Below are 17,945 nucleotides of genomic sequence, written 5' to 3'. Positions count from 1 at the left end.
TCACTTTAAGCTATTTAAAAACCCACAAGAGTCAAGTTATTTGAGTTCTTGTGGGTTTTGATTTTTCTGTCATTGCGAGGAGTTGCGAGGTACGTGGCAAAGCAATCATATTTGTTGATCACGTTATGAGATTGCTTCGTTCCTCGCAATGACTAATTCGTAAATTTAAGTGGCACATGCACCACTTTCTTAGTTTCAAAAAATTCACCTTCAAAATAATCAGATAAATTGTATTCTGTAGCTTTTTGGAAATCCTTCAATTCTTCGGTTAAATCGCCACCTTTGAGATAGAGAATTCCGTTATGAAATTCGTGTTTGTTCTTCTTTTTGATTTTGGTTTTAACCCATGAAACAAAATCAGGCATATTAGTCACAGCTCGGCTCACAATAAAATCGAAATCTCCTTTGACCAATTCGGCACGCAATTGTTCCGCTTTTACGTTTTTGAGTTCCAGAGCTTCGGCAACAGCTTGAACTACTTTTATTTTTTTGGCAATAATATCAATCAAGAAAAAACGCGTTTCTGGAAACAAAATCGCTAGTGGAATTCCGGGGAATCCACCGCCAGTTCCCACATCAAGAACATAAGTTCCGGGTTCAAATTTGATGATTTTGGCAATTCCTAACGAATGCAAAACATGTTTGGTGTACAATTCATCAATATCTTTTCGAGAAATAACATTGATTTTGGCATTCCAATCGTGGTATAAAAAATCCAATTGGGCGAATTGTGCTTTTTGAACATCCGTCAAATTTGGAAAATACTTTAAAATTTCTTCCATTAATATAATTTTTAACAAAAGTACAGTTTTTAGTTTTGAATATTTAACTCAATTTTAGAGATTGAAAATTTATAATAATTATCTTTGTTGCTTATTACAAATTGTATCTATGGACAACACAACCCCAACATTCGCAAAACAAGACAATTTAAAATTCTTCAGAACCCTAAATTCAAGAGTGAATAATTATTTTAAAGAAAATAATATTCAAAAAACAGGAAACTGGAAATTATATTTAAAAACCATTATTCTGTTTTCCGTTTTTTTAACCCCTTATTTTTTGATCATCACGTTAACAAATATGCCGTTTTGGCTTTTCTTTTTATTGTCGATAGTTATTGGTGTTGGAATGGCAGGAATTGGAATGAACGTGATGCACGACGGCAATCATGGTTCGTATTCGAATAAAAATTGGATCAATAAATTTATGGGTGGAACCATTTATATATTAGCCGGAAATGTATATAATTGGCAAGTACAACACAATGTTTTGCATCATACTTATACCAATATTCCTGGTCACGATGAAGATCTTGACGCTGGACGTGTAATACGCTTTACTAAAGATGCAAAGTGGTATAATTTTCACCGTTTTCAACATTATTATTCTATCTTTTTATACGGTTTATTGACTTTCAATTGGTCATTAACTACAGATTTTAAACAAATGAGAGCGTATTTAAAAAGAAAATTATCTTATGGAGAAGCGAAAAGCAAAAAAACACTTTGGACAACATTAGTCATTACAAAAGTTATCTATTTTTCGGTTTGGATAATGCTTCCAATGCTTTTGGGCGTAACTTGGTGGAAAGTCTTAATTGGTTTTTTTGTGATGCACTATACTGCAGGATTAATCTTGAGTGTTGTGTTTCAACTAGCACATATTATTGACGAAACTACAAATCCACAACCCAATGAAACTGGCGAAATGGAAAACACATGGGCAATACATCAATTGTTTACAACTGTAAATTTTGCTCCAAAAAGTTGGATTGTAAATTGGTACACTGGTGGATTAAATCATCAAATCGAGCACCATCTTTTTCCAAACATAAGCCATGTTCACTATGGTAAAATTGCTAAAATTGTAAAGGAAACCGCAAAAGAATGCCAATTGCCTTACCACGAATATAAATCCATGCGAAGTGCAGTAATCGCTCATTTCAAACATTTGAAAGAATTAGGTCAAAAACCAGTTTTATCCATATAATTTTTTAACTACAAACCAGAATATATGAATCCGCTTTCAGACAGAATAAACAACTTATCAACTTCACAAACCTTGGCAATGGCAGCATTGGCAAGAGAATTAAAATCACAAGGAAAAGACATCATTAGTTTAAGTTTGGGCGAACCAGACTTTAATACACCAGACTTCATCAAAGAAGCGGCAAAACGTGCCATCGACGAAAATTACAGTACCTATTCTCCAGTTGAAGGGTATGCTGAATTAAAAGAAGCCATTTGCAGAAAATTCAAAAGAGATAATAATTTAGAGTACAAACCATCGCAAATTGTAGTTTCAACAGGAGCAAAACAATCGTTGTATAACATTGCTCAAGTGATGTTAAACGACGGCGACGAAGTGATTTTGCCTGCTCCATATTGGGTTTCCTATTTCGAAATTGTAAAATTATCCGGTGGTGTTCCCGTAGAAGTTCCTACATCTGTCGACACTGATTTCAAAATCACACCCGAACAATTAGAAGCAGCGATTACACCAAAAACAAAAATGATGTGGTTCAGCTCGCCTTGTAACCCCAGTGGTTCTGTGTATAATCGTGAAGAATTAACGGCTCTTGCCAAAGTATTAGAAAAACACCCCAACATATACGTTGTCGCTGACGAAATCTACGAACACATCAATTTTTCAGGAACTTTTTGTAGCATTGGTTCTATTCCAGGAATGCTCGAAAGAACCATTACTGTAAATGGTGTTGCCAAAGCTTTTGCCATGACAGGATGGAGAATTGGATATATTGGCGCACCAGAATTTATTGCAAAAGCCTGTACCAAAATTCAAGGTCAAGTTACAAGTGGTGCAAATAGTGTTGCGCAACGTGCCACAATCACAGCGGTCGATGCTGATCCAAGTGTTTTAAAACACATGGTCGATGCGTTTCACAGCCGTAGAGATTTAGTAGTTGGATTATTAAAAGCCATTCCAGGTATCAAAATCAACGTTCCCGAAGGCGCATTTTATGTGTTTCCAGACGTTTCATCTTTCTTTGGAAAAACATTAAGAGGTACTTTTATCAAAGATGCCAATGATTTTTCGATGTACCTTTTGGGCGAAGCAAATGTTGCCACAGTAACAGGTGATGCCTTTGGAAACCCAGATTGCATTCGTTTTTCATATGCCACAAGCGAAGAATTATTGACAGAAGCTTTGCGCAGAATCAAAGATGCAGTAGCTTAATTAAAAAAGTTTCAAGTTTAAGGTTTCAAGTTTAAAAGTGATTTTAAATTTGAAACTTTTTTTTGGCGTGACCAGTTTGCTTCGTGCCTCGCAATGACTGGTCGGGCTATCCGTTGCAATCTTGTCATTGCGAGCTTGCGTTGCAATCTCACAATAACAAGGATTTCCACTTCACACGAGCGAAGCGAACTGGCGAAGCAATCCCTCACGCAAACGCGACACATAAAAACACGCGTCAAGAAAAAAAATAGTTGTACTTTAGTAAAAAACTTAAGAAGATGAAAAAACTACTATCAATTGCATTCTTATTTTTAGCATTATTCGTTAATGCACAAGACAAAACAACACCACAAAAAACTCAAATTGTTGAAGTTTCATGCGGGCAATGCCAATTTGGAATGACAGACAAAAAAGGATGCGACCTTGCGGTTCGCATTGAAGGAAAATCCTATTTTGTAGTAGGAACTAAAATTGATGATCATGGTGATGCACATGCAAAAGATGGATTTTGCGAAACTATTAAAACCGCAGAAGTTGTTGGCGAAGTAAAAGACAATACTTTTGTAGTGACTTATTTTAAATTACTTCCTCTAAAAAAATAGCCTCAAATTGGCTCAAATACTTTCAAATATTTCTAAAATAGTAACCCTTTCTCCTGAAGAAGAATTACTATTTTTGTCTAAAATCGAAATTAAAAATTACAAAGCAAAAACAATACTTCTAAGCGCTGGTGAAGTTTGCAAATATTCCTATTTTGTAAATTCAGGGTTGTTACGAAGTTTCAATATCAACGATAATATCGTAGAGCATGTTTTGAGTTTTGCTTGCCAAGGTTGGTGGATTGGCGATATGTATAGCTTTCTTTCACAAAAACCAGGAAATCTTTTTATAGAAGTTTTAGAAGATGCCGAAGTGGTTTTGCTTTCCAAAGAAAACCAAGAATTACTCTATAAGCAAATCCCTAAACTAGAACGTTTTTTCAGAATTCTAACCGAAAATTCGTTGGTCGCCAACCAAGAGAGATTAATGGATAACTTAAGTTTATCTGCCGAAGAACGCTTTGAAAAATTTTGCAATAAATACCCAACATTAATTCAAAAAGTTCCTCAAAAACACATCGCTTCCTATATTGGTGTAACGCCAGAATTCTTCAGTAAAATGAAAAGTAAACTTTTGAGAAAGTAATCAGTCCTAATAAGAGTCTGTTTTATAGTGAACAGTTATATTTTTTGTAAAGTACTATATTACTGAATACTAAATCACTGAACACTATTTTCTTAATCTACATTAAGAGCTTACCTCGCAAACACGCTGTAAATTTGTGTCGTAATAATTACTAAATTTATACCTCATGAAAAACACCCTTTTACACAAAGCAAACACTCGTGGTCACGCAGATCACGGCTGGTTAAATGCTTATCACAGTTTCAGTTTTGCGAGTTGGTACAATCCAGAGCGAGTTCAGTTTGGTGCGCTTCGGGTTTTGAATGATGATACCGTTGCTGCAGGAATGGGTTTTGGCGAACACGGACACGATAATATGGAAATTATTACTATTCCGCTGGAAGGAGATTTGGCTCACAAAGACAGTATGGGAAATTCCGAAACCATAAAAACTGGCGATGTTCAGGTTATGAGTGCCGGAAAAGGGATTAGACATAGCGAATTCAATCCGAATGCTAATCAACAAACCAAATTATTCCAAATTTGGTTGTTTCCAAAAGTTAGAAATGTAGCACCAAGATACCAACAAATCACATTAGACAAATCGGAACAAAAAAATAATTTTGCTCAAATTCTTTCGCCAAATGCTGATGATGCTGGAGTTTGGATCCATCAAGATGCGTGGTTTCATTTGGCTGATTTCGATAAAGGATTTTCTAAAACCTACGAAGTAAAGAAAGCTGGAAACGGCATGTATGTTTTTGTAATTTCAGGCACTCTAACTGTTGATGGTCAAGAATTAGAAACTCGGGATGGTTTTGGAATTATTGATTTTGAAACTTTAGAAATAGCTGCTTCAACTGATGCGAAGTTTTTATTGATGGAAATCCCCATGAATTATTAACCATTTGACAACTCAAGATCGATACATTTAATGAGGGATAATTCCCCTGCTTTTGTCATTTTGACGCAGGAGGAATCTTAACAAGAATGAGTAATCACAAAGATTCTTCCCACGTCAGAATGACAAAAGACTTATCTTAATGACATTAGAATCAAAAAAAAACAAAAAAACTATTATGAAAAAAATTATCGCTTTTGGCGCTTCGTCAAGCAAAAACTCTATCAATAAAAAACTAGCAACTTATACGGCAAATTTATTCGAAAATGCTACTGTTGAAATGCTGGATTTGAACGATTATGAAATGCCGCTATACTCTGTTGATAAAGAAAAAAAAAACGGAATTCCCGAACTAGCACATGCTTTTTATACTAAAATTGGAGGCGCTGATTTTGTAATAATTTCGTTTGCAGAACATAATGGAGCTTATTCTAGCGCATTCAAAAATGTTTTAGATTGGACTTCTCGAATTAATTCCAAAACATTTCAAGAAAAACCAATGCTTTTATTGGCAACTTCGCCTGGCCCAAGAGGAGGAAATACAGTTTTAGAAATTGCTAAAAATAGATTTCCGTTTCAAGGCGCAGTAGTAAAGGGAAGTTTTTCGTTACCGAGTTTCAATGATAATTTTGATGTTGAAAAAGGAATTGTAAATGCTGATTTGAAAAGTCAGTTGCTAGAAATTGTAAATTCAATTGAATTATAATAAAAATGTTATTTTTGTTAAAGTTTAGAATAAATTTACAAAAACAAATAACCATTCAGTATTGATGAGATGCTGAAATAAATTCAGCATAAAATGAAAGCATACGTATTTCCAGGTCAAGGCGCACAGTTTACAGGAATGGGCAAAGAGTTATATGAAAATTCGGCTTTAGCCAAAGATTTATTCGAAAAAGCCAATGAAATATTAGGTTTCCGGATCACTGACATCATGTTTGAAGGAACTGCCGAAGAATTGAAAGAAACCAAAGTTACCCAACCCGCAGTTTTCTTACATTCGGTAATATTAGCTAAAACATTAGAAAATTTTAAACCCGAAATGGTTGCTGGACATTCGTTAGGCGAATTTTCGGCATTAGTTGCAAATGGTACTTTGTCATTTGAAGATGGCTTACGATTGGTTTCAAAACGCGCTTTGGCAATGCAAAAAGCCTGCGAAATCAAACCTTCGACAATGGCGGCAGTACTTGGATTAGCTGATGAAGTGGTAGAGCAAGTTTGCGCTTCGATTGACGGAATTGTAGTGGCTGCCAATTATAATTGTCCGGGTCAATTGGTTATTTCTGGTGAATTTTCGGCAGTCGAAAAAGCTTGTGAAGCCATGAAAGAAGCAGGTGCAAAACGCGCTTTGATGCTTCCTGTTGGTGGCGCATTTCACTCCCCAATGATGGAACCAGCAAGAGAAGAATTGGCCGCAGCCATTGAAGAAACTACATTCTCGACTCCAATTTGTCCTGTGTATCAAAATGTTACCGCAAGTGCAGTTTCTGACGCAAACGAAATCAAGAAAAACTTAATCATACAACTCACAGCTCCAGTTCGTTGGACGCAATCTGTACAACAAATGATAAAAGATGGAGCAACTAGTTTTACCGAAGTTGGTCCAGGAAAAGTATTGGCTGGTTTGATTGGAAAAATTGACAGAGAAGCGGAGACGGCGAACGCTTAATTCAGGTTACTTCGGGAGCAGTTTTCAGTCATTACGAGGCACGAAGCAATCTAAAATTTAATCCTCATAAACTTATTGTTTGTGAGGGTTTTTTTAAGTCTAAAACCAAAAAATCCCAAACTATAATTTCGATAATTTGGGAGTTATATTTATGAGATTCCTCCTTTGTCGGAATGTCAAATTGCGATTGAAAACTCTAACTATAAATAAAACACTAAAAAGATCAGTTCCTAATCTTCTGTTCCCATTTCCAAGCACTAGCCATCGCTTCATCGAGTGAAAAAACTGTTTTCCAGCCCAGAATAGTGTTTGCTTTTTCGGTATTGGCGTAAGCTTCTATAACATCACCTTCGCGTCGTGGTACAATTTTATAGGGTAATTTTTGACCACTTACTTTCTCAAAACTATGAATCACTTCTAGCACGGAACTTCCTGTACCTGTGCCTAAATTGAAAGTTTCTACTTTGTCTAAATTTTGCTTATTTAATAAGCGTTGCAAGGCAATTACGTGGGCTTTCGCCAAATCTACTACGTGAATATAATCGCGAATACATGTTCCGTCTGGCGTTGGGTAATCATCGCCATAAACGGCTAATTCTTGGCGAATACCAAAACCCGTTTGTGTAATAAATGGCACTAAATTTTGCGGAACGCCAATAGGCAATTCGCCAATTTCTGCTGATGGATGTGCGCCAATTGGATTAAAATAACGCAATAAAATGGCTTTGATATTTGTTGCTTTGGCTACATCAATTATTATTTCTTCTCCTATTTGTTTGGTATTTCCATAAGGTGACATTGCCGGTTGAATAGAAGCGTTTTCGGTAATTGGCATCACTTCGGCTTGACCGTAAACGGTGCAAGAAGAACTAAAAATAAAGTTTGCTTGTGGCAAATCCTTTAATTCTTGCAAGATATAAACCAGCGTATTGATGTTGTTTTCGTAATACAATAACGGATTGCCAACACTTTCACCAACAGCTTTTGAAGCTGCAAAATGAATCACACCAGCAACATCATTGTGCTTCTTGAAAAAATTATGAACAGCTGCTTTTTCGCGCAAGTCCATTTTTTCGAAAATGGGTGTTTTGCCTGTAATAGCAACAATTCCTTTTAAAACTGCTTCGGATGAATTAGAAAGATTGTCAATTATTACAACTTCAAAACCTTCGTTTTGCAATTCGACAACGGTGTGAGAACCAATAAAACCTAATCCTCCAGTTACTGCTATTTTCATGTTAATGTATTAAAAAATAGAGACGTTGCGCTGCAACGTCTCTACGATATTATTTTAAATATTCTAAAACCGAATCTGTTATAAATTTAATTTGTTCGTTGTCTAACTCGGTGTGCATGGGCAATGAAATCACTTCTTTGACCAATTGATTTGTTACTGGAAAATGGTCTTCTTTATATCTTGCATCTAAATATGCTTTTTGCGAATGCAACGGAATTGGATAATAAATTGCACAAGGAATTCCTTTTTCGAGTAAATGTTGCATCAATCCATCGCGGTCTGCATCGATAATTCGGAGTGTGTATTGATGAAAAACATGGCAGTCGCACATATCACAAATCATTGGCGCAACAATGTTTTTATGTCCTTCAAAAGCCGCGGAATATTTTCTGGCTGCATCTTGACGTGCTTTTCCGTATTGATCTAAAAATGGTAATTTAGCATTCAAAACCGCAGCTTGTATACTGTCTAAACGTGAATTTACACCTACAACATCATGATGATACCGCTCATACATGCCATGATTTACAATGCCTCGAAGTTTGTGAGCCAAAGCATCGTCATTAGTAAAAATCGCTCCGCCATCACCATAACAGCCTAAATTTTTGGATGGAAAAAACGACGTTGAAGCCACATGACCAATCGTTCCCGCTTTCTTTTTGGTTCCATCCGAAAACTTACAATTGGCACCAATAGCTTGCGCATTATCTTCGATTACATACAAATTATGCTCCTTTGCAATAGCCATAATGGCTTCCAAATTGGCAGCACGACCAAATAAATGTACCGGCACAATAGCTTTGGTTTTTGGTGTAATCGCTTTCTTAATCGCTTCGATAGAAATATTCATATTGTACAAATCCACATCGACTAAAACGGGTGTAAGTTGCAATAAAGCAATTACTTCGACAGTTGCTGCGAAAGTAAAATCGGCAGTGATAACCTCATCACCTGGTTTTAAATCCAGTCCCATCATGGCGATTTGCAAGGCATCGGTTCCGTTAGCACACGGAATTACATGTTTTACATCGAGATATTTTTCTAAAGATTTCTGAAAAGTATGTACTTGTGGACCGTTGATGTAGGCATTAGCATCCAAAACTTCTTGGATAGAAGTATTTACGGTATCTTTTATTTTTTCGTATTGACTTTTTAGGTCAACCATTTGGATTTTTTTCATATTGTCATTGCGAGGCACGAAGCAATCTCATTTAAAGTTTTAATCAATTTACTTAAAAAAACAAGTTCTCAATCTACGAAAATAAAATCTCGTTTTAAAGTCACAACAAAAATAAGAATTTTAAAAGAAGGATTAAATAAATAATTTAAAAGAAAACGTATTTTAGCCACAGAAATTTTTTGATATGCATTTTCTTTATAATTTAACAATCGAAATTGCTGGTTTTCTGTTGAAAATCACAGCACTTTTTAGTCCAAAAATTAAACTATTTATAGATGGCAGAAAAAATGTTTTTGCTACTTTAGAACATAAAATACAGCCTTCGGATAAAACAATCTGGTTTCATGCTGCGTCATTGGGTGAATATGAACAAGGATTACCTGTGATTGAAAAAATAAAAGAAAAGTATCCTTCTCACAAAATTGTACTCACTTTTTTCTCGCCTTCGGGTTATGAAGTACGAAAAAAAAATGCTGTTGCTGATGTTACCGTTTATTTGCCTTTGGATACTAAAAAAAATGCTCGAGAGTTTCTAGCATTAGTTCATCCGGAGCTTGTTTTCTTTATTAAATATGAATTTTGGCTGAATTATTTGAGTGAACTTCAAAAAAGGAACACACCAACCTATTTGATTTCGGGAATTTTTAGAAAAAATCAACTATTTTTTAAATGGTATGGCGGATTTTACAGAAAAGCATTGGATAATTTTACTTACTTTTTTGTACAAAATGAAAGTTCTAAGAAATTATTACAACTATTAGGAAAAACTAATGTAACTGTTTCTGGAGATACTCGTTTTGACAGAGTTGCTGCCATTTTAGAGAAAGATAATACTTTGGATTTTATATCGAAATTCAAAAACGAAACTTTAACCGTTGTCATTGGGAGTTCATGGCCAAAAGACGAAAGTTTATTGGTGAATTTTATTAATTCTAATACTAAGAAAATAAAATTTGTAATCGCACCACATAATATTAAAGCATTGCAAATTCTAGAATTGAAAAATTCTATTACTAAAAAAGTAGTTTTATTTTCGGAAAAAGACACTAAAAACCTAGCTGATTTCGATGTTTTTATTATTGACACCATTGGGATTTTGACAAAAATATATAGCTATGCTGATATTGCTTATGTTGGTGGTGGTTTTGGGAATCCTGGCGTTCATAACATGTTAGAACCCGCCACTTTTGGCGTACCTATAATTATTGGCCCAAATTACAGCCATTTTGCCGAAGCTACCGCATTAGTCAATCTCAAAGGCTGCATTTCGATTTCTAATCAAGAAGAACTGAATGAGGCTATTTCAAATTTAGTTTTTAATGAATTCATTCGTAGTGAAAAAGGACCTATTTGTAGCACCTTTGTACAAATGAATAAAGGTGCAACTGCAATTATATTGAATTGCATTTAATAAAATCTATTTAAGATCCATTCGCATCGTTAATTTAAGCCTGTAATTGCTTAATAAATTTAATGTTAAATAATAATTATTCAAAAAAAGCATCCTAAATAACAAGTTTACAACGAATAATTAATAACACAGCTTGAAAAGAGCGTTATAATTGAATATTATTTTCAAAAAAAAATAAAAAAAATATTTTCCTATTAAAAAATTTATATCTTTGCCAAGAATTAATAATTAACCTTTTATATTAAGTAAGATGAAAAAAGTATTTTTAAGTTTAGCCGTTGTAGCTGTTTTAACTGTTGTATCATGTAAAAAAGAAGCTGCTGCTGAAGAAGTTGTAGCTGATACTACTGCTGTTGCTGTTGACACTGCTGCTGTTGTTGCTGACACTGCTGCTGCTGTTGCTGAGTAATTTTAAATTACATCAAAAAAAATAAAGCTACGCATTGCGTGGCTTTTTTTTGTATTTTATAAAATCGTAATTTACTGATGAAATTAATTTACTTTATTAAAAACACAAAAAGCCATACTGATCAATAATTGTATGGCCTTTTTGTTTTTTATATTTTTTTTTGACAAAAAAACCGCAAAGAATTAAAATTTAATTCTTTGCGGTTCAACTAAGTACTCAGAGCGGGACTTGAACCCGCACGAACATTGCTGTTCACTGGATTTTAAGTCCAGCGTGTCTACCAATTTCACCATCCGAGCGATTTGCTTTTTTGATGTTATATCTAATTTTTAGAAAAAATTAATTAAATACAGCACCATCCGAGCGTTCTCATTATACTTTTAAATATTATATCTAATTTTTAGAAAAATTAATTAAATACAGCACCAACCGAGCGTTCTCATTTTACTTTTAAATGTTATACCTAATTTTTAGAAAAAATTAATTAAATACAGCACCATCTGAGCGTTCTCATTATACTTTTAAATGTTATATCTAATTTAAAAAAAATTAAATCCACATTCATTCAAGCAGTATGATTTTGAGCGAAAAACGGGGCTCGAACCCGCGACCTCGACCTTGGCAAGGTCGCGCTCTACCAACTGAGCTATTTTCGCGTTTTCAATATAAAAAGAACTCAATACTTAATCGTATTGCGGATGCAAATTTAATACATTAATTCAATTACACAAGCGTTTTTTATAAAAAATGTACAGACTAAAGCTAAGCTTCTGATAACCTAAACTTTAAAACCATTGAAACTATTTTTTTATCAACATTCTCTTGATTTCATTGAGTTTCATCAAGGCTTCCATCGGTGTTATCGTGTTGATGTCAAGGCTTAAAATCTCGTCTTTAATCTCTACCAATAAAGGATCATCGAGATTAAAGAAACTCATTTGCATTTCATCCTTTATTGATTTAATTCCATTTAACGCTTCACTAGCCCCGAATTCTCGGGAGCTTTTCTCTAGTTTTTTCAACAATTTTTGAGCTTTCAAAATCACGATTTGTGGCATTCCCGCCATTTTAGCTACGTGAATTCCAAAACTATGAGCGCTTCCTCCTTTTACCAATTTCCGAATAAAAAGTACGGTATCTTTTAATTCTTTTACCGAAACATTATAATTCTGAATTCGAGGCAAGGATTCACTCATTTCATTCAACTCGTGGTAATGAGTGGCAAATAATGTTTTGGGTTTCGAAGGATGTTCGTGTAAAAACTCTGCAATTGCCCAAGCAATAGAAATTCCATCATACGTACTGGTTCCTCTCCCTATTTCGTCTAATAGTATTAAACTTCTATCGGAAATATTGTTCAGAATTGAAGCTGTTTCGTTCATTTCGACCATAAAGGTAGATTCTCCCATCGAAATATTATCACTTGCGCCTACTCTGGTAAATATTTTGTCGATAACTCCCATTCTCACGCTGTCTGCAGGCACAAAACTACCCATTTGAGCCAAGAGCACAATCAAGGCGGTTTGACGCAAAATAGCCGATTTTCCAGACATATTTGGACCTGTTATCATTATCAACTGCTGGGTTTCTCGATCTAAGAAAACATCATTAGCAATGTAAGGCGTTCCAACAGGCAATTGCTTTTCGATTACAGGATGCCTTCCGTTTTTAATTTCTAATTCGAATGATTCATCAAATTCTGGACAAACGTATTTATTCTCGATTGCCAATTGGGTGAAAGAGCACAAACAATCCAGTTGTGCCACCAAATTAGCGTTCATTTGAACGGGTTTGATATAAGTCGCAATCCAAGCCACTAATTGTTCGAATAATTCGACTTCTATTTTATGTATTTTTTCTTCGGCACCAAGAATTTTGGTTTCATATTCTTTTAATTCCTCTGTAATGTAGCGTTCCGCATTGACCAAGGTTTGTTTTCGAATCCATTCGGTTGGGACTTTATCTTTGTGCATATTCCGAACTTCGATATAATAGCCAAAAACGTTATTGAACGAAATTTTCAAGGATGATATTCCAGTTGACTGTGATTCTCGTTTTTCTATTCCTTCTAAAAATTCTTTGCCAGATGTTGATATAGCTCGCAAATCATCAAGTTCTTCGTTAATTCCTTTGGCAATCACATTTCCTTTGGCAACAGCCACAGGAGCATCTTGATTTAAAACGGATTTGATTTTTTCTCGCAATAAATCGCAACTGTTCAGGCTGTCGCCAATGATTTTCACGGCTTCTTGCGGACTTTCGAGAGCCAATGTTTTTATTGGAATAATAGCGTCTAAAGATGCTGCGAGATAAACCACTTCACGCGGCGATACTTTTCCGGTGGCGATTTTAGATATCAAACGCTCCAAATCCGAAATTTGTTTGATTTGCTTTTGAATATGCTGCAAAACATTCTGATTTTCTTTCAAATAAGCAACTACTTGGTGACGGCTTTGTATTTTGTTGGCATCTTTCAAAGGCAAAGCCAACCAACGTTTTAATAATCTTCCACCCATTGGCGAAAGCGTTTGATCAATGACATCGAGCAATGTAACGGCATTGGGATTATAACTGTGATACAATTCGAGATTCCGAATCGTGAATCGATCCATCCAAACGTATGCGTCTTCGGCAATGCGTTGAATGGACGTGATGTGTTGCACTCTATTGTGCTGCGTTTCTGATAAATAATACAAAATGGCTCCCGAAGCAATAATTCCTTCTTTTAATTCTTCGATTCCAAAGCCTTTAAGAGAAACGGTTTGAAAATGTTTGGTCAAAATTTCGAATGCATAATCTTCTTTATAAATCCAATCTTCGAGATAAAAACAATGAAAATCTTCTCCAAATGTTTCTCGGAAATCATTTTTACTATGCTTTGGAATTAAAACCTCACTTGGATTAAAATTTTGCAATAACTTATCAATATACTCTGCATTGCCTTGAGCGGTTAGGAATTCGCCGGTGGAAACATCCAAAAAAGAAATTCCTATGGATTTATTGGCAAAATAAATGGCAGCCAAAAAATTATTAGTTTTAGACTGCAAAACCTCATCGTTCATAGAAACACCAGGAGTCACCAATTCAGTTACGCCACGTTTCACAATGGTTTTGGTCATTTTTGGATCTTCGAGTTGGTCACAAATTGCCACTCGAAGTCCAGCTTTAACCAATTTGGGCAAGTACGTATTGATTGAATGATGTGGGAAACCAGCCAAAGCTGTTTCAGTTTCGGAACCCGCACCTCTTTTTGTCAACGTTATCCCAAGAATTTTTGAAGCCCGAACTGCATCTTCACCAAATGTTTCGTAAAAATCACCCACTCTAAACAATAAACAAGCATCAGGATATTTCCTTTTGATCTCGTTATATTGTTTCATTAACGGTGTTTCTTTGATTGCTTTTTCTTGAGATGGCAAAATTTATTGTTTAAATTTACTAGGTAGCGAATTTATATATTTTAAAGCGAATAATGAACTCTGATTTGTCTTAAAAATATTTTTAAGACAAATTTATATCGATGTCAAAAAAATTTATATAAATTTGTTGCTAAATAATAAAAACAATTAAAAATGAAAAAAATAATTACACTTTCAATAGCACTGTTAGCATTTACTTTTTCAAATGCACAAGAAACTGCTAAAATTAAAAAAACAATAAAAAAAGCACCAGTAAAAACTACAAAAGTTGCTGCAATCGTAGCTTCTAAAGTAGAAGGTGCTGGAATGGTTTTTGTTTCTGAAACTATTGATTACGGGACAATTGCTGCAAACTCTGACGGTAAAAGAGAATTTGTTTTTACTAATAATGGAACTAAGCCTTTAATAATTACAAATGCAGCTGGTTCTTGCGGATGTACTGTTCCTACGTATTCAAAAGAACCTATTGCACCTGGCGCAAAAGGAGTTATTGGTGTAAAATACGATACTACAAGAGCTGGTCAACCATTTACAAAAACAGTAACTATAACCTCTAACGCAGAAGGTGTTCCTACAAAAGTACTAACGATAAAAGGCACAGTACTTGCGGCAGATGCTCCAAAAAGCTAAATTTTAAAACAAACAAAAAAAGCTTCCATTTTTTAGGAAGCTTTTTTTTTGAACTAGCTCAAATTAAAATGAGAAAAATAGAGAATTGTGAATTAGAACGTAAATCGATTGACGCTTTTAAAAACTCTGAAAAAACACCCCTAATTATAGTTTTAGACGACATTAGAAGTTTGCACAACATTGGTTCGGTGTTTAGAACAGCTGATGCTTTTTTGATAGAAAAAATATACTTGTGCGGCATTACTGCAACTCCACCAAATAAAGAGATTCACAAAACGGCTCTTGGTGCTACAGAAACTGTTGCTTGGGAACATCATAAAAATGTTCTAGAAGTCATTAAAAATCTAAAAAAAGAAGGCGTTATTACATTAGCTATTGAACAAGTTGAAAACGCTACCTTATTGCAAAATTTCGAAGTTCATACCTCCCAAAAATATGCTTTAATTTTTGGAAATGAAGTTTTTGGTGTATCTCAAGAAGCTGTAGCAATTTGTGATGGCTCTATCGAAATTCCGCAATTAGGAACCAAACATTCCTTGAATATTTCTGTCAGTGTAGGAATTGTGGTTTGGGATTTGTTTCAAAAATTGAATTATACTAAATAAAGACTTTAGTTTAAATTTGGTACTTTTATGAAATGAAAATTAATTTTTTATTTAAAATAGTTATGTTGCTATTTTATTTCATTCCAAAAAGCAGCTATGCAATTGATCCACCAGTTATTATTGCAACTGGAAATCAAGTTTATTGCCCTGGATTAGCAATGCCAATTGTTGAATCTATTTCTATAACAAACGATCCATTAGAACCCAGTGTTGATGCTATATATATTCAAATTTCTTCGGGATACGTAAATGGGCAAGATATATTAATTTTAAATGGTTCACATCCTACAATTACTTCGAGTTGGGATATTAGTGCTGGAAAACTAAAATTGTATAGTCCTACTGGAATTAAAGTAACATATTCTGACTTTGTAAATGCTATAAAAGATGTTCGATTTAATAATTTTTCGGTTTCTGCAACTGGCATACGACAATTCTCCATAAGTATTGGTCAGGCTAATTATCTCCCATTGACTGGACATTATTATCAATTTATTTCTAATGTGGGCATTTCTTGGACTGCCGCAAAAATCGCTGCCGAAATGAGCACCTATTTTGGAATTTCGGGTTATTTAGTTACCATTACTTCTATGGAAGAAGCACAAATAGCTGGTGCACAAGCATCAGGTGCGGGATGGATTGGTGGAAGTGATGCTGCAAATGAGGGCGAATGGAAGTGGGTTACAGGTCCAGAAAACGGCACTGTTTTTTGGAATGGAGCTGTTGGAGGTTCAACCCCTAATTTTGCTTTTTGGAATTTAAACGAACCCAACAATTTTGGAAATGAAAATTATGCACACATAACAGCTCCGGGAGTTGGCATGCCTGGCGCGTGGAATGATCTACAATTAAACGGGGATTTATCTGGAAATTATCAACCTAAAGGCTATATCGTAGAATATGGTGGAATGCCTGGAGATCCTATATTACAAATTTCGACAAGTACTAAAATTACAATTGCTCAAATAACAGCGACAACAGCAGCAGAAAGATGCGATTCTGGGGTTTTATCACTTTCAGCAAATTCTTCAGTTGGCATTGTAAACTGGTATGATTCCGCAGCCGGAGGTGTTTTGTTAAATACCGGAGATAATTTTGCAACTCCTTTTCTAAATGCTACAACTACCTATTTTGTAGATTCAGGATGCGGTTTAAGTCGTACATCGATTATTGCAACAATAAATACAATACCAATTATAGCTTCAACAAATAGTCCCGTTTCCAGATGCGGTTCTGGAACTGTAACGCTTCAAGCAAATTCTAGTACTGGCACTGTAAATTGGTACAAAACTGCAACTGGCGGAAACATTGAAGCAACTGGAACAAATTTTACAACCCCAATTATAACAACAAGCACTACTTATTATGCAGAAGCTTTTAACAATGGTTGCAGCAACGGAATACGGTTTCCCATTGATGCTCTGGTTTACACTTATCCTATTGTTGTGGATCAAGAGATTATTTTATGTAAATTGAGTACGGTAACTTTAGACGCTTTACTTCCTAACCAATCCTACACGTGGTCAACCGGAGAAAAATCACAAAAAATAACTGTTGCAACACCCGGAATATATACCGTTGAAATTACTAGTTTATCCCCAGAAAATTGTACCAGCACAAAAAAAATAACGGTTGTAGAACACAACATACCTGAGATAAATCGAATAGAAGTTAATGAAACTACTGCTGTGATTTATTTAAAAAAAGAAGAATCTTATTTTGAATATTCTACAGATGGAATTAACTATCAAAATTCAAATGTATTTAATAATCTTTCGTCAGGTCTAAATGTAGCTTATGTCAGGGAAATAAACCTTTGTAGCATTGATAGTCAGACTCTTATTATTCTTGTTGTCCCCAAATTTTTTACTCCAAATAATGATTCGTATAATGATTTATGGCATATAAAAGGCTTAGTTTATTATCCAGAATCACAAGTAACTATTTTCGACCGCTATGGAAATTTTTTAAAGCAACTATTCGCAACAAGTCCGGGATGGAATGGTAAACTCGATGGAAAAGAATTATCTGCCACAGATTATTGGTATGTATATAAAATTGATAAAAATAGCCAAGAATTTAGTGGTCATTTTTCGCTAAAACGATAATTTTATTT

Annotated in this window: 16 protein-coding genes and 2 tRNA genes; 12 read left to right on the top strand and 6 right to left on the bottom strand. The window is 34.7% G+C overall.

The window, feature by feature from the left end; translation table 11 throughout:
• Positions 1–152: 152 nt before the first annotated feature.
• Entirely contained in the window at positions 153–782 is a 630-nt protein-coding gene (gene rsmG / locus RMO53_RS11210; protein WP_310380639.1) for a 16S rRNA (guanine(527)-N(7))-methyltransferase RsmG, read from the bottom strand.
• Between the two features lie 109 nt (positions 783–891).
• On the opposite strand from rsmG, the gene RMO53_RS11205 reads away from it, so the two are divergent.
• The 7 genes from RMO53_RS11205 to fabD all read left to right on the top strand — a co-directional run bounded on the left by RMO53_RS11205 (position 892) and on the right by fabD (position 6,938).
• Positions 892–1,992, top strand: coding sequence for an acyl-CoA desaturase (locus RMO53_RS11205; RefSeq protein ID WP_310380637.1), 1,101 nt, complete (start codon positions 892–894; stop codon positions 1,990–1,992).
• 24 nt (positions 1,993–2,016) lie between these two features.
• Positions 2,017–3,201: a pyridoxal phosphate-dependent aminotransferase gene (locus RMO53_RS11200; RefSeq protein ID WP_310380634.1), complete on the top strand. Its 1,185-nt coding sequence runs from the start codon at positions 2,017–2,019 to the stop codon at positions 3,199–3,201.
• 278 nt (positions 3,202–3,479) lie between these two features.
• A complete protein-coding gene (locus tag RMO53_RS11195) occupies positions 3,480–3,803 on the top strand; it encodes a DUF6370 family protein (protein ID WP_310380631.1) in 324 nt (107 codons plus the stop codon).
• 7 nt (positions 3,804–3,810) lie between these two features.
• Positions 3,811–4,386, top strand: coding sequence for a Crp/Fnr family transcriptional regulator (locus RMO53_RS11190; RefSeq protein ID WP_310380629.1), 576 nt, complete (start codon positions 3,811–3,813; stop codon positions 4,384–4,386).
• 166 nt (positions 4,387–4,552) lie between these two features.
• Complete coding sequence (locus RMO53_RS11185; RefSeq protein ID WP_310380627.1) at positions 4,553–5,269, top strand: pirin family protein; 717 nt, start codon at positions 4,553–4,555, stop codon at positions 5,267–5,269.
• Positions 5,270–5,444: 175 nt separating this feature from the next.
• Positions 5,445–5,972 carry an NAD(P)H-dependent oxidoreductase gene (locus tag RMO53_RS11180; protein ID WP_310380626.1) on the top strand — a complete coding sequence of 176 codons (528 nt, stop codon included), beginning with the start codon at positions 5,445–5,447 and terminating at the stop codon, positions 5,970–5,972.
• A 93-nt stretch (positions 5,973–6,065) separates the two neighbouring features.
• Positions 6,066–6,938: an ACP S-malonyltransferase gene (gene fabD / locus RMO53_RS11175; protein WP_310380623.1), complete on the top strand. Its 873-nt coding sequence runs from the start codon at positions 6,066–6,068 to the stop codon at positions 6,936–6,938.
• A 223-nt stretch (positions 6,939–7,161) separates the two neighbouring features.
• On the opposite strand, the gene galE is transcribed toward fabD, so the two are convergent.
• The gene (gene galE, locus RMO53_RS11170) at positions 7,162–8,175 is read right to left on the bottom strand and encodes a UDP-glucose 4-epimerase GalE (protein ID WP_310380620.1); all 1,014 of its coding nucleotides are present in this window, start codon (positions 8,173–8,175) and stop codon (positions 7,162–7,164) included.
• Positions 8,176–8,224: 49 nt separating this feature from the next.
• Positions 8,225–9,355 carry a DegT/DnrJ/EryC1/StrS family aminotransferase gene (locus RMO53_RS11165; protein ID WP_310380617.1) on the bottom strand — a complete coding sequence of 377 codons (1,131 nt, stop codon included), beginning with the start codon at positions 9,353–9,355 and terminating at the stop codon, positions 8,225–8,227.
• 184 nt (positions 9,356–9,539) lie between these two features.
• On the opposite strand from RMO53_RS11165, the gene RMO53_RS11160 reads away from it, so the two are divergent.
• Together RMO53_RS11160 and RMO53_RS11155 are read left to right on the top strand one after the other, a co-directional pair.
• Positions 9,540–10,766, top strand: a complete 1,227-nt coding sequence (locus RMO53_RS11160) for a glycosyltransferase N-terminal domain-containing protein (protein WP_310380614.1) — start codon at positions 9,540–9,542, stop codon at positions 10,764–10,766.
• 250 nt (positions 10,767–11,016) lie between these two features.
• The gene (locus RMO53_RS11155) at positions 11,017–11,175 is read left to right on the top strand and encodes a hypothetical protein (protein WP_310380610.1); all 159 of its coding nucleotides are present in this window, start codon (positions 11,017–11,019) and stop codon (positions 11,173–11,175) included.
• Positions 11,176–11,388: 213 nt separating this feature from the next.
• Here the strand turns inward: RMO53_RS11155 and RMO53_RS11150 are convergent.
• The 3 genes from RMO53_RS11150 to mutS all read right to left on the bottom strand — a co-directional run bounded on the left by RMO53_RS11150 (position 11,389) and on the right by mutS (position 14,555).
• Positions 11,389–11,474, bottom strand: a tRNA-Leu gene (locus RMO53_RS11150).
• A gap of 284 nt (positions 11,475–11,758) precedes the next feature.
• Positions 11,759–11,831, bottom strand: a tRNA-Gly gene (locus tag RMO53_RS11145).
• Positions 11,832–11,975: 144 nt separating this feature from the next.
• Positions 11,976–14,555 carry a DNA mismatch repair protein MutS gene (gene mutS / locus RMO53_RS11140; protein WP_409024832.1) on the bottom strand — a complete coding sequence of 860 codons (2,580 nt, stop codon included), beginning with the start codon at positions 14,553–14,555 and terminating at the stop codon, positions 11,976–11,978.
• Positions 14,556–14,747: 192 nt separating this feature from the next.
• Between mutS and RMO53_RS11135 the strand changes: the two genes are divergently transcribed.
• From RMO53_RS11135 to RMO53_RS11125, 3 genes are all read left to right on the top strand, one after another.
• Positions 14,748–15,224: a DUF1573 domain-containing protein gene (locus RMO53_RS11135; protein ID WP_310380604.1), complete on the top strand. Its 477-nt coding sequence runs from the start codon at positions 14,748–14,750 to the stop codon at positions 15,222–15,224.
• A 68-nt stretch (positions 15,225–15,292) separates the two neighbouring features.
• Positions 15,293–15,829, top strand: coding sequence for an RNA methyltransferase (locus RMO53_RS11130; RefSeq protein WP_310380601.1), 537 nt, complete (start codon positions 15,293–15,295; stop codon positions 15,827–15,829).
• Positions 15,830–15,891: 62 nt separating this feature from the next.
• Positions 15,892–17,937: a T9SS type B sorting domain-containing protein gene (locus RMO53_RS11125; RefSeq protein WP_310380598.1), complete on the top strand. Its 2,046-nt coding sequence runs from the start codon at positions 15,892–15,894 to the stop codon at positions 17,935–17,937.
• Positions 17,938–17,945: the final 8 nt, after the last annotated feature.

The sequence above is a fragment of the Flavobacterium sp. genome, assembly GCF_031409475.1.
GTDB lineage: Bacteria > Bacteroidota > Bacteroidia > Flavobacteriales > Flavobacteriaceae > Flavobacterium.
This window is presented reverse-complemented; position numbering and strand designations above follow the sequence as displayed.

Excerpts from the sequence above, each read along its gene's own strand:
- rsmG (WP_310380639.1), bottom strand. The coding sequence starts at position 782 with ATGGAAGAAATTTTAAAGTATTTTCCAAATTTGACGGATGTTCAAAAA.
- RMO53_RS11205 (WP_310380637.1), top strand. The coding sequence starts at position 892 with ATGGACAACACAACCCCAACATTCGCAAAACAAGACAATTTAAAATTC.
- RMO53_RS11200 (WP_310380634.1), top strand. The coding sequence starts at position 2,017 with ATGAATCCGCTTTCAGACAGAATAAACAACTTATCAACTTCACAAACC.
- RMO53_RS11195 (WP_310380631.1), top strand. The coding sequence starts at position 3,480 with ATGAAAAAACTACTATCAATTGCATTCTTATTTTTAGCATTATTCGTT.
- RMO53_RS11185 (WP_310380627.1), top strand. The coding sequence starts at position 4,553 with ATGAAAAACACCCTTTTACACAAAGCAAACACTCGTGGTCACGCAGAT.
- RMO53_RS11180 (WP_310380626.1), top strand. The coding sequence starts at position 5,445 with ATGAAAAAAATTATCGCTTTTGGCGCTTCGTCAAGCAAAAACTCTATC.
- fabD (WP_310380623.1), top strand. The coding sequence starts at position 6,066 with ATGAAAGCATACGTATTTCCAGGTCAAGGCGCACAGTTTACAGGAATG.
- galE (WP_310380620.1), bottom strand. The coding sequence starts at position 8,175 with ATGAAAATAGCAGTAACTGGAGGATTAGGTTTTATTGGTTCTCACACC.
- RMO53_RS11165 (WP_310380617.1), bottom strand. The coding sequence starts at position 9,355 with ATGAAAAAAATCCAAATGGTTGACCTAAAAAGTCAATACGAAAAAATA.
- RMO53_RS11160 (WP_310380614.1), top strand. The coding sequence starts at position 9,540 with ATGCATTTTCTTTATAATTTAACAATCGAAATTGCTGGTTTTCTGTTG.
- RMO53_RS11155 (WP_310380610.1), top strand. The coding sequence starts at position 11,017 with ATGAAAAAAGTATTTTTAAGTTTAGCCGTTGTAGCTGTTTTAACTGTT.
- mutS (WP_409024832.1), bottom strand. The coding sequence starts at position 14,555 with ATGAAACAATATAACGAGATCAAAAGGAAATATCCTGATGCTTGTTTA.
- RMO53_RS11135 (WP_310380604.1), top strand. The coding sequence starts at position 14,748 with ATGAAAAAAATAATTACACTTTCAATAGCACTGTTAGCATTTACTTTT.
- RMO53_RS11130 (WP_310380601.1), top strand. The coding sequence starts at position 15,293 with ATGAGAAAAATAGAGAATTGTGAATTAGAACGTAAATCGATTGACGCT.
- RMO53_RS11125 (WP_310380598.1), top strand. The coding sequence starts at position 15,892 with ATGTTGCTATTTTATTTCATTCCAAAAAGCAGCTATGCAATTGATCCA.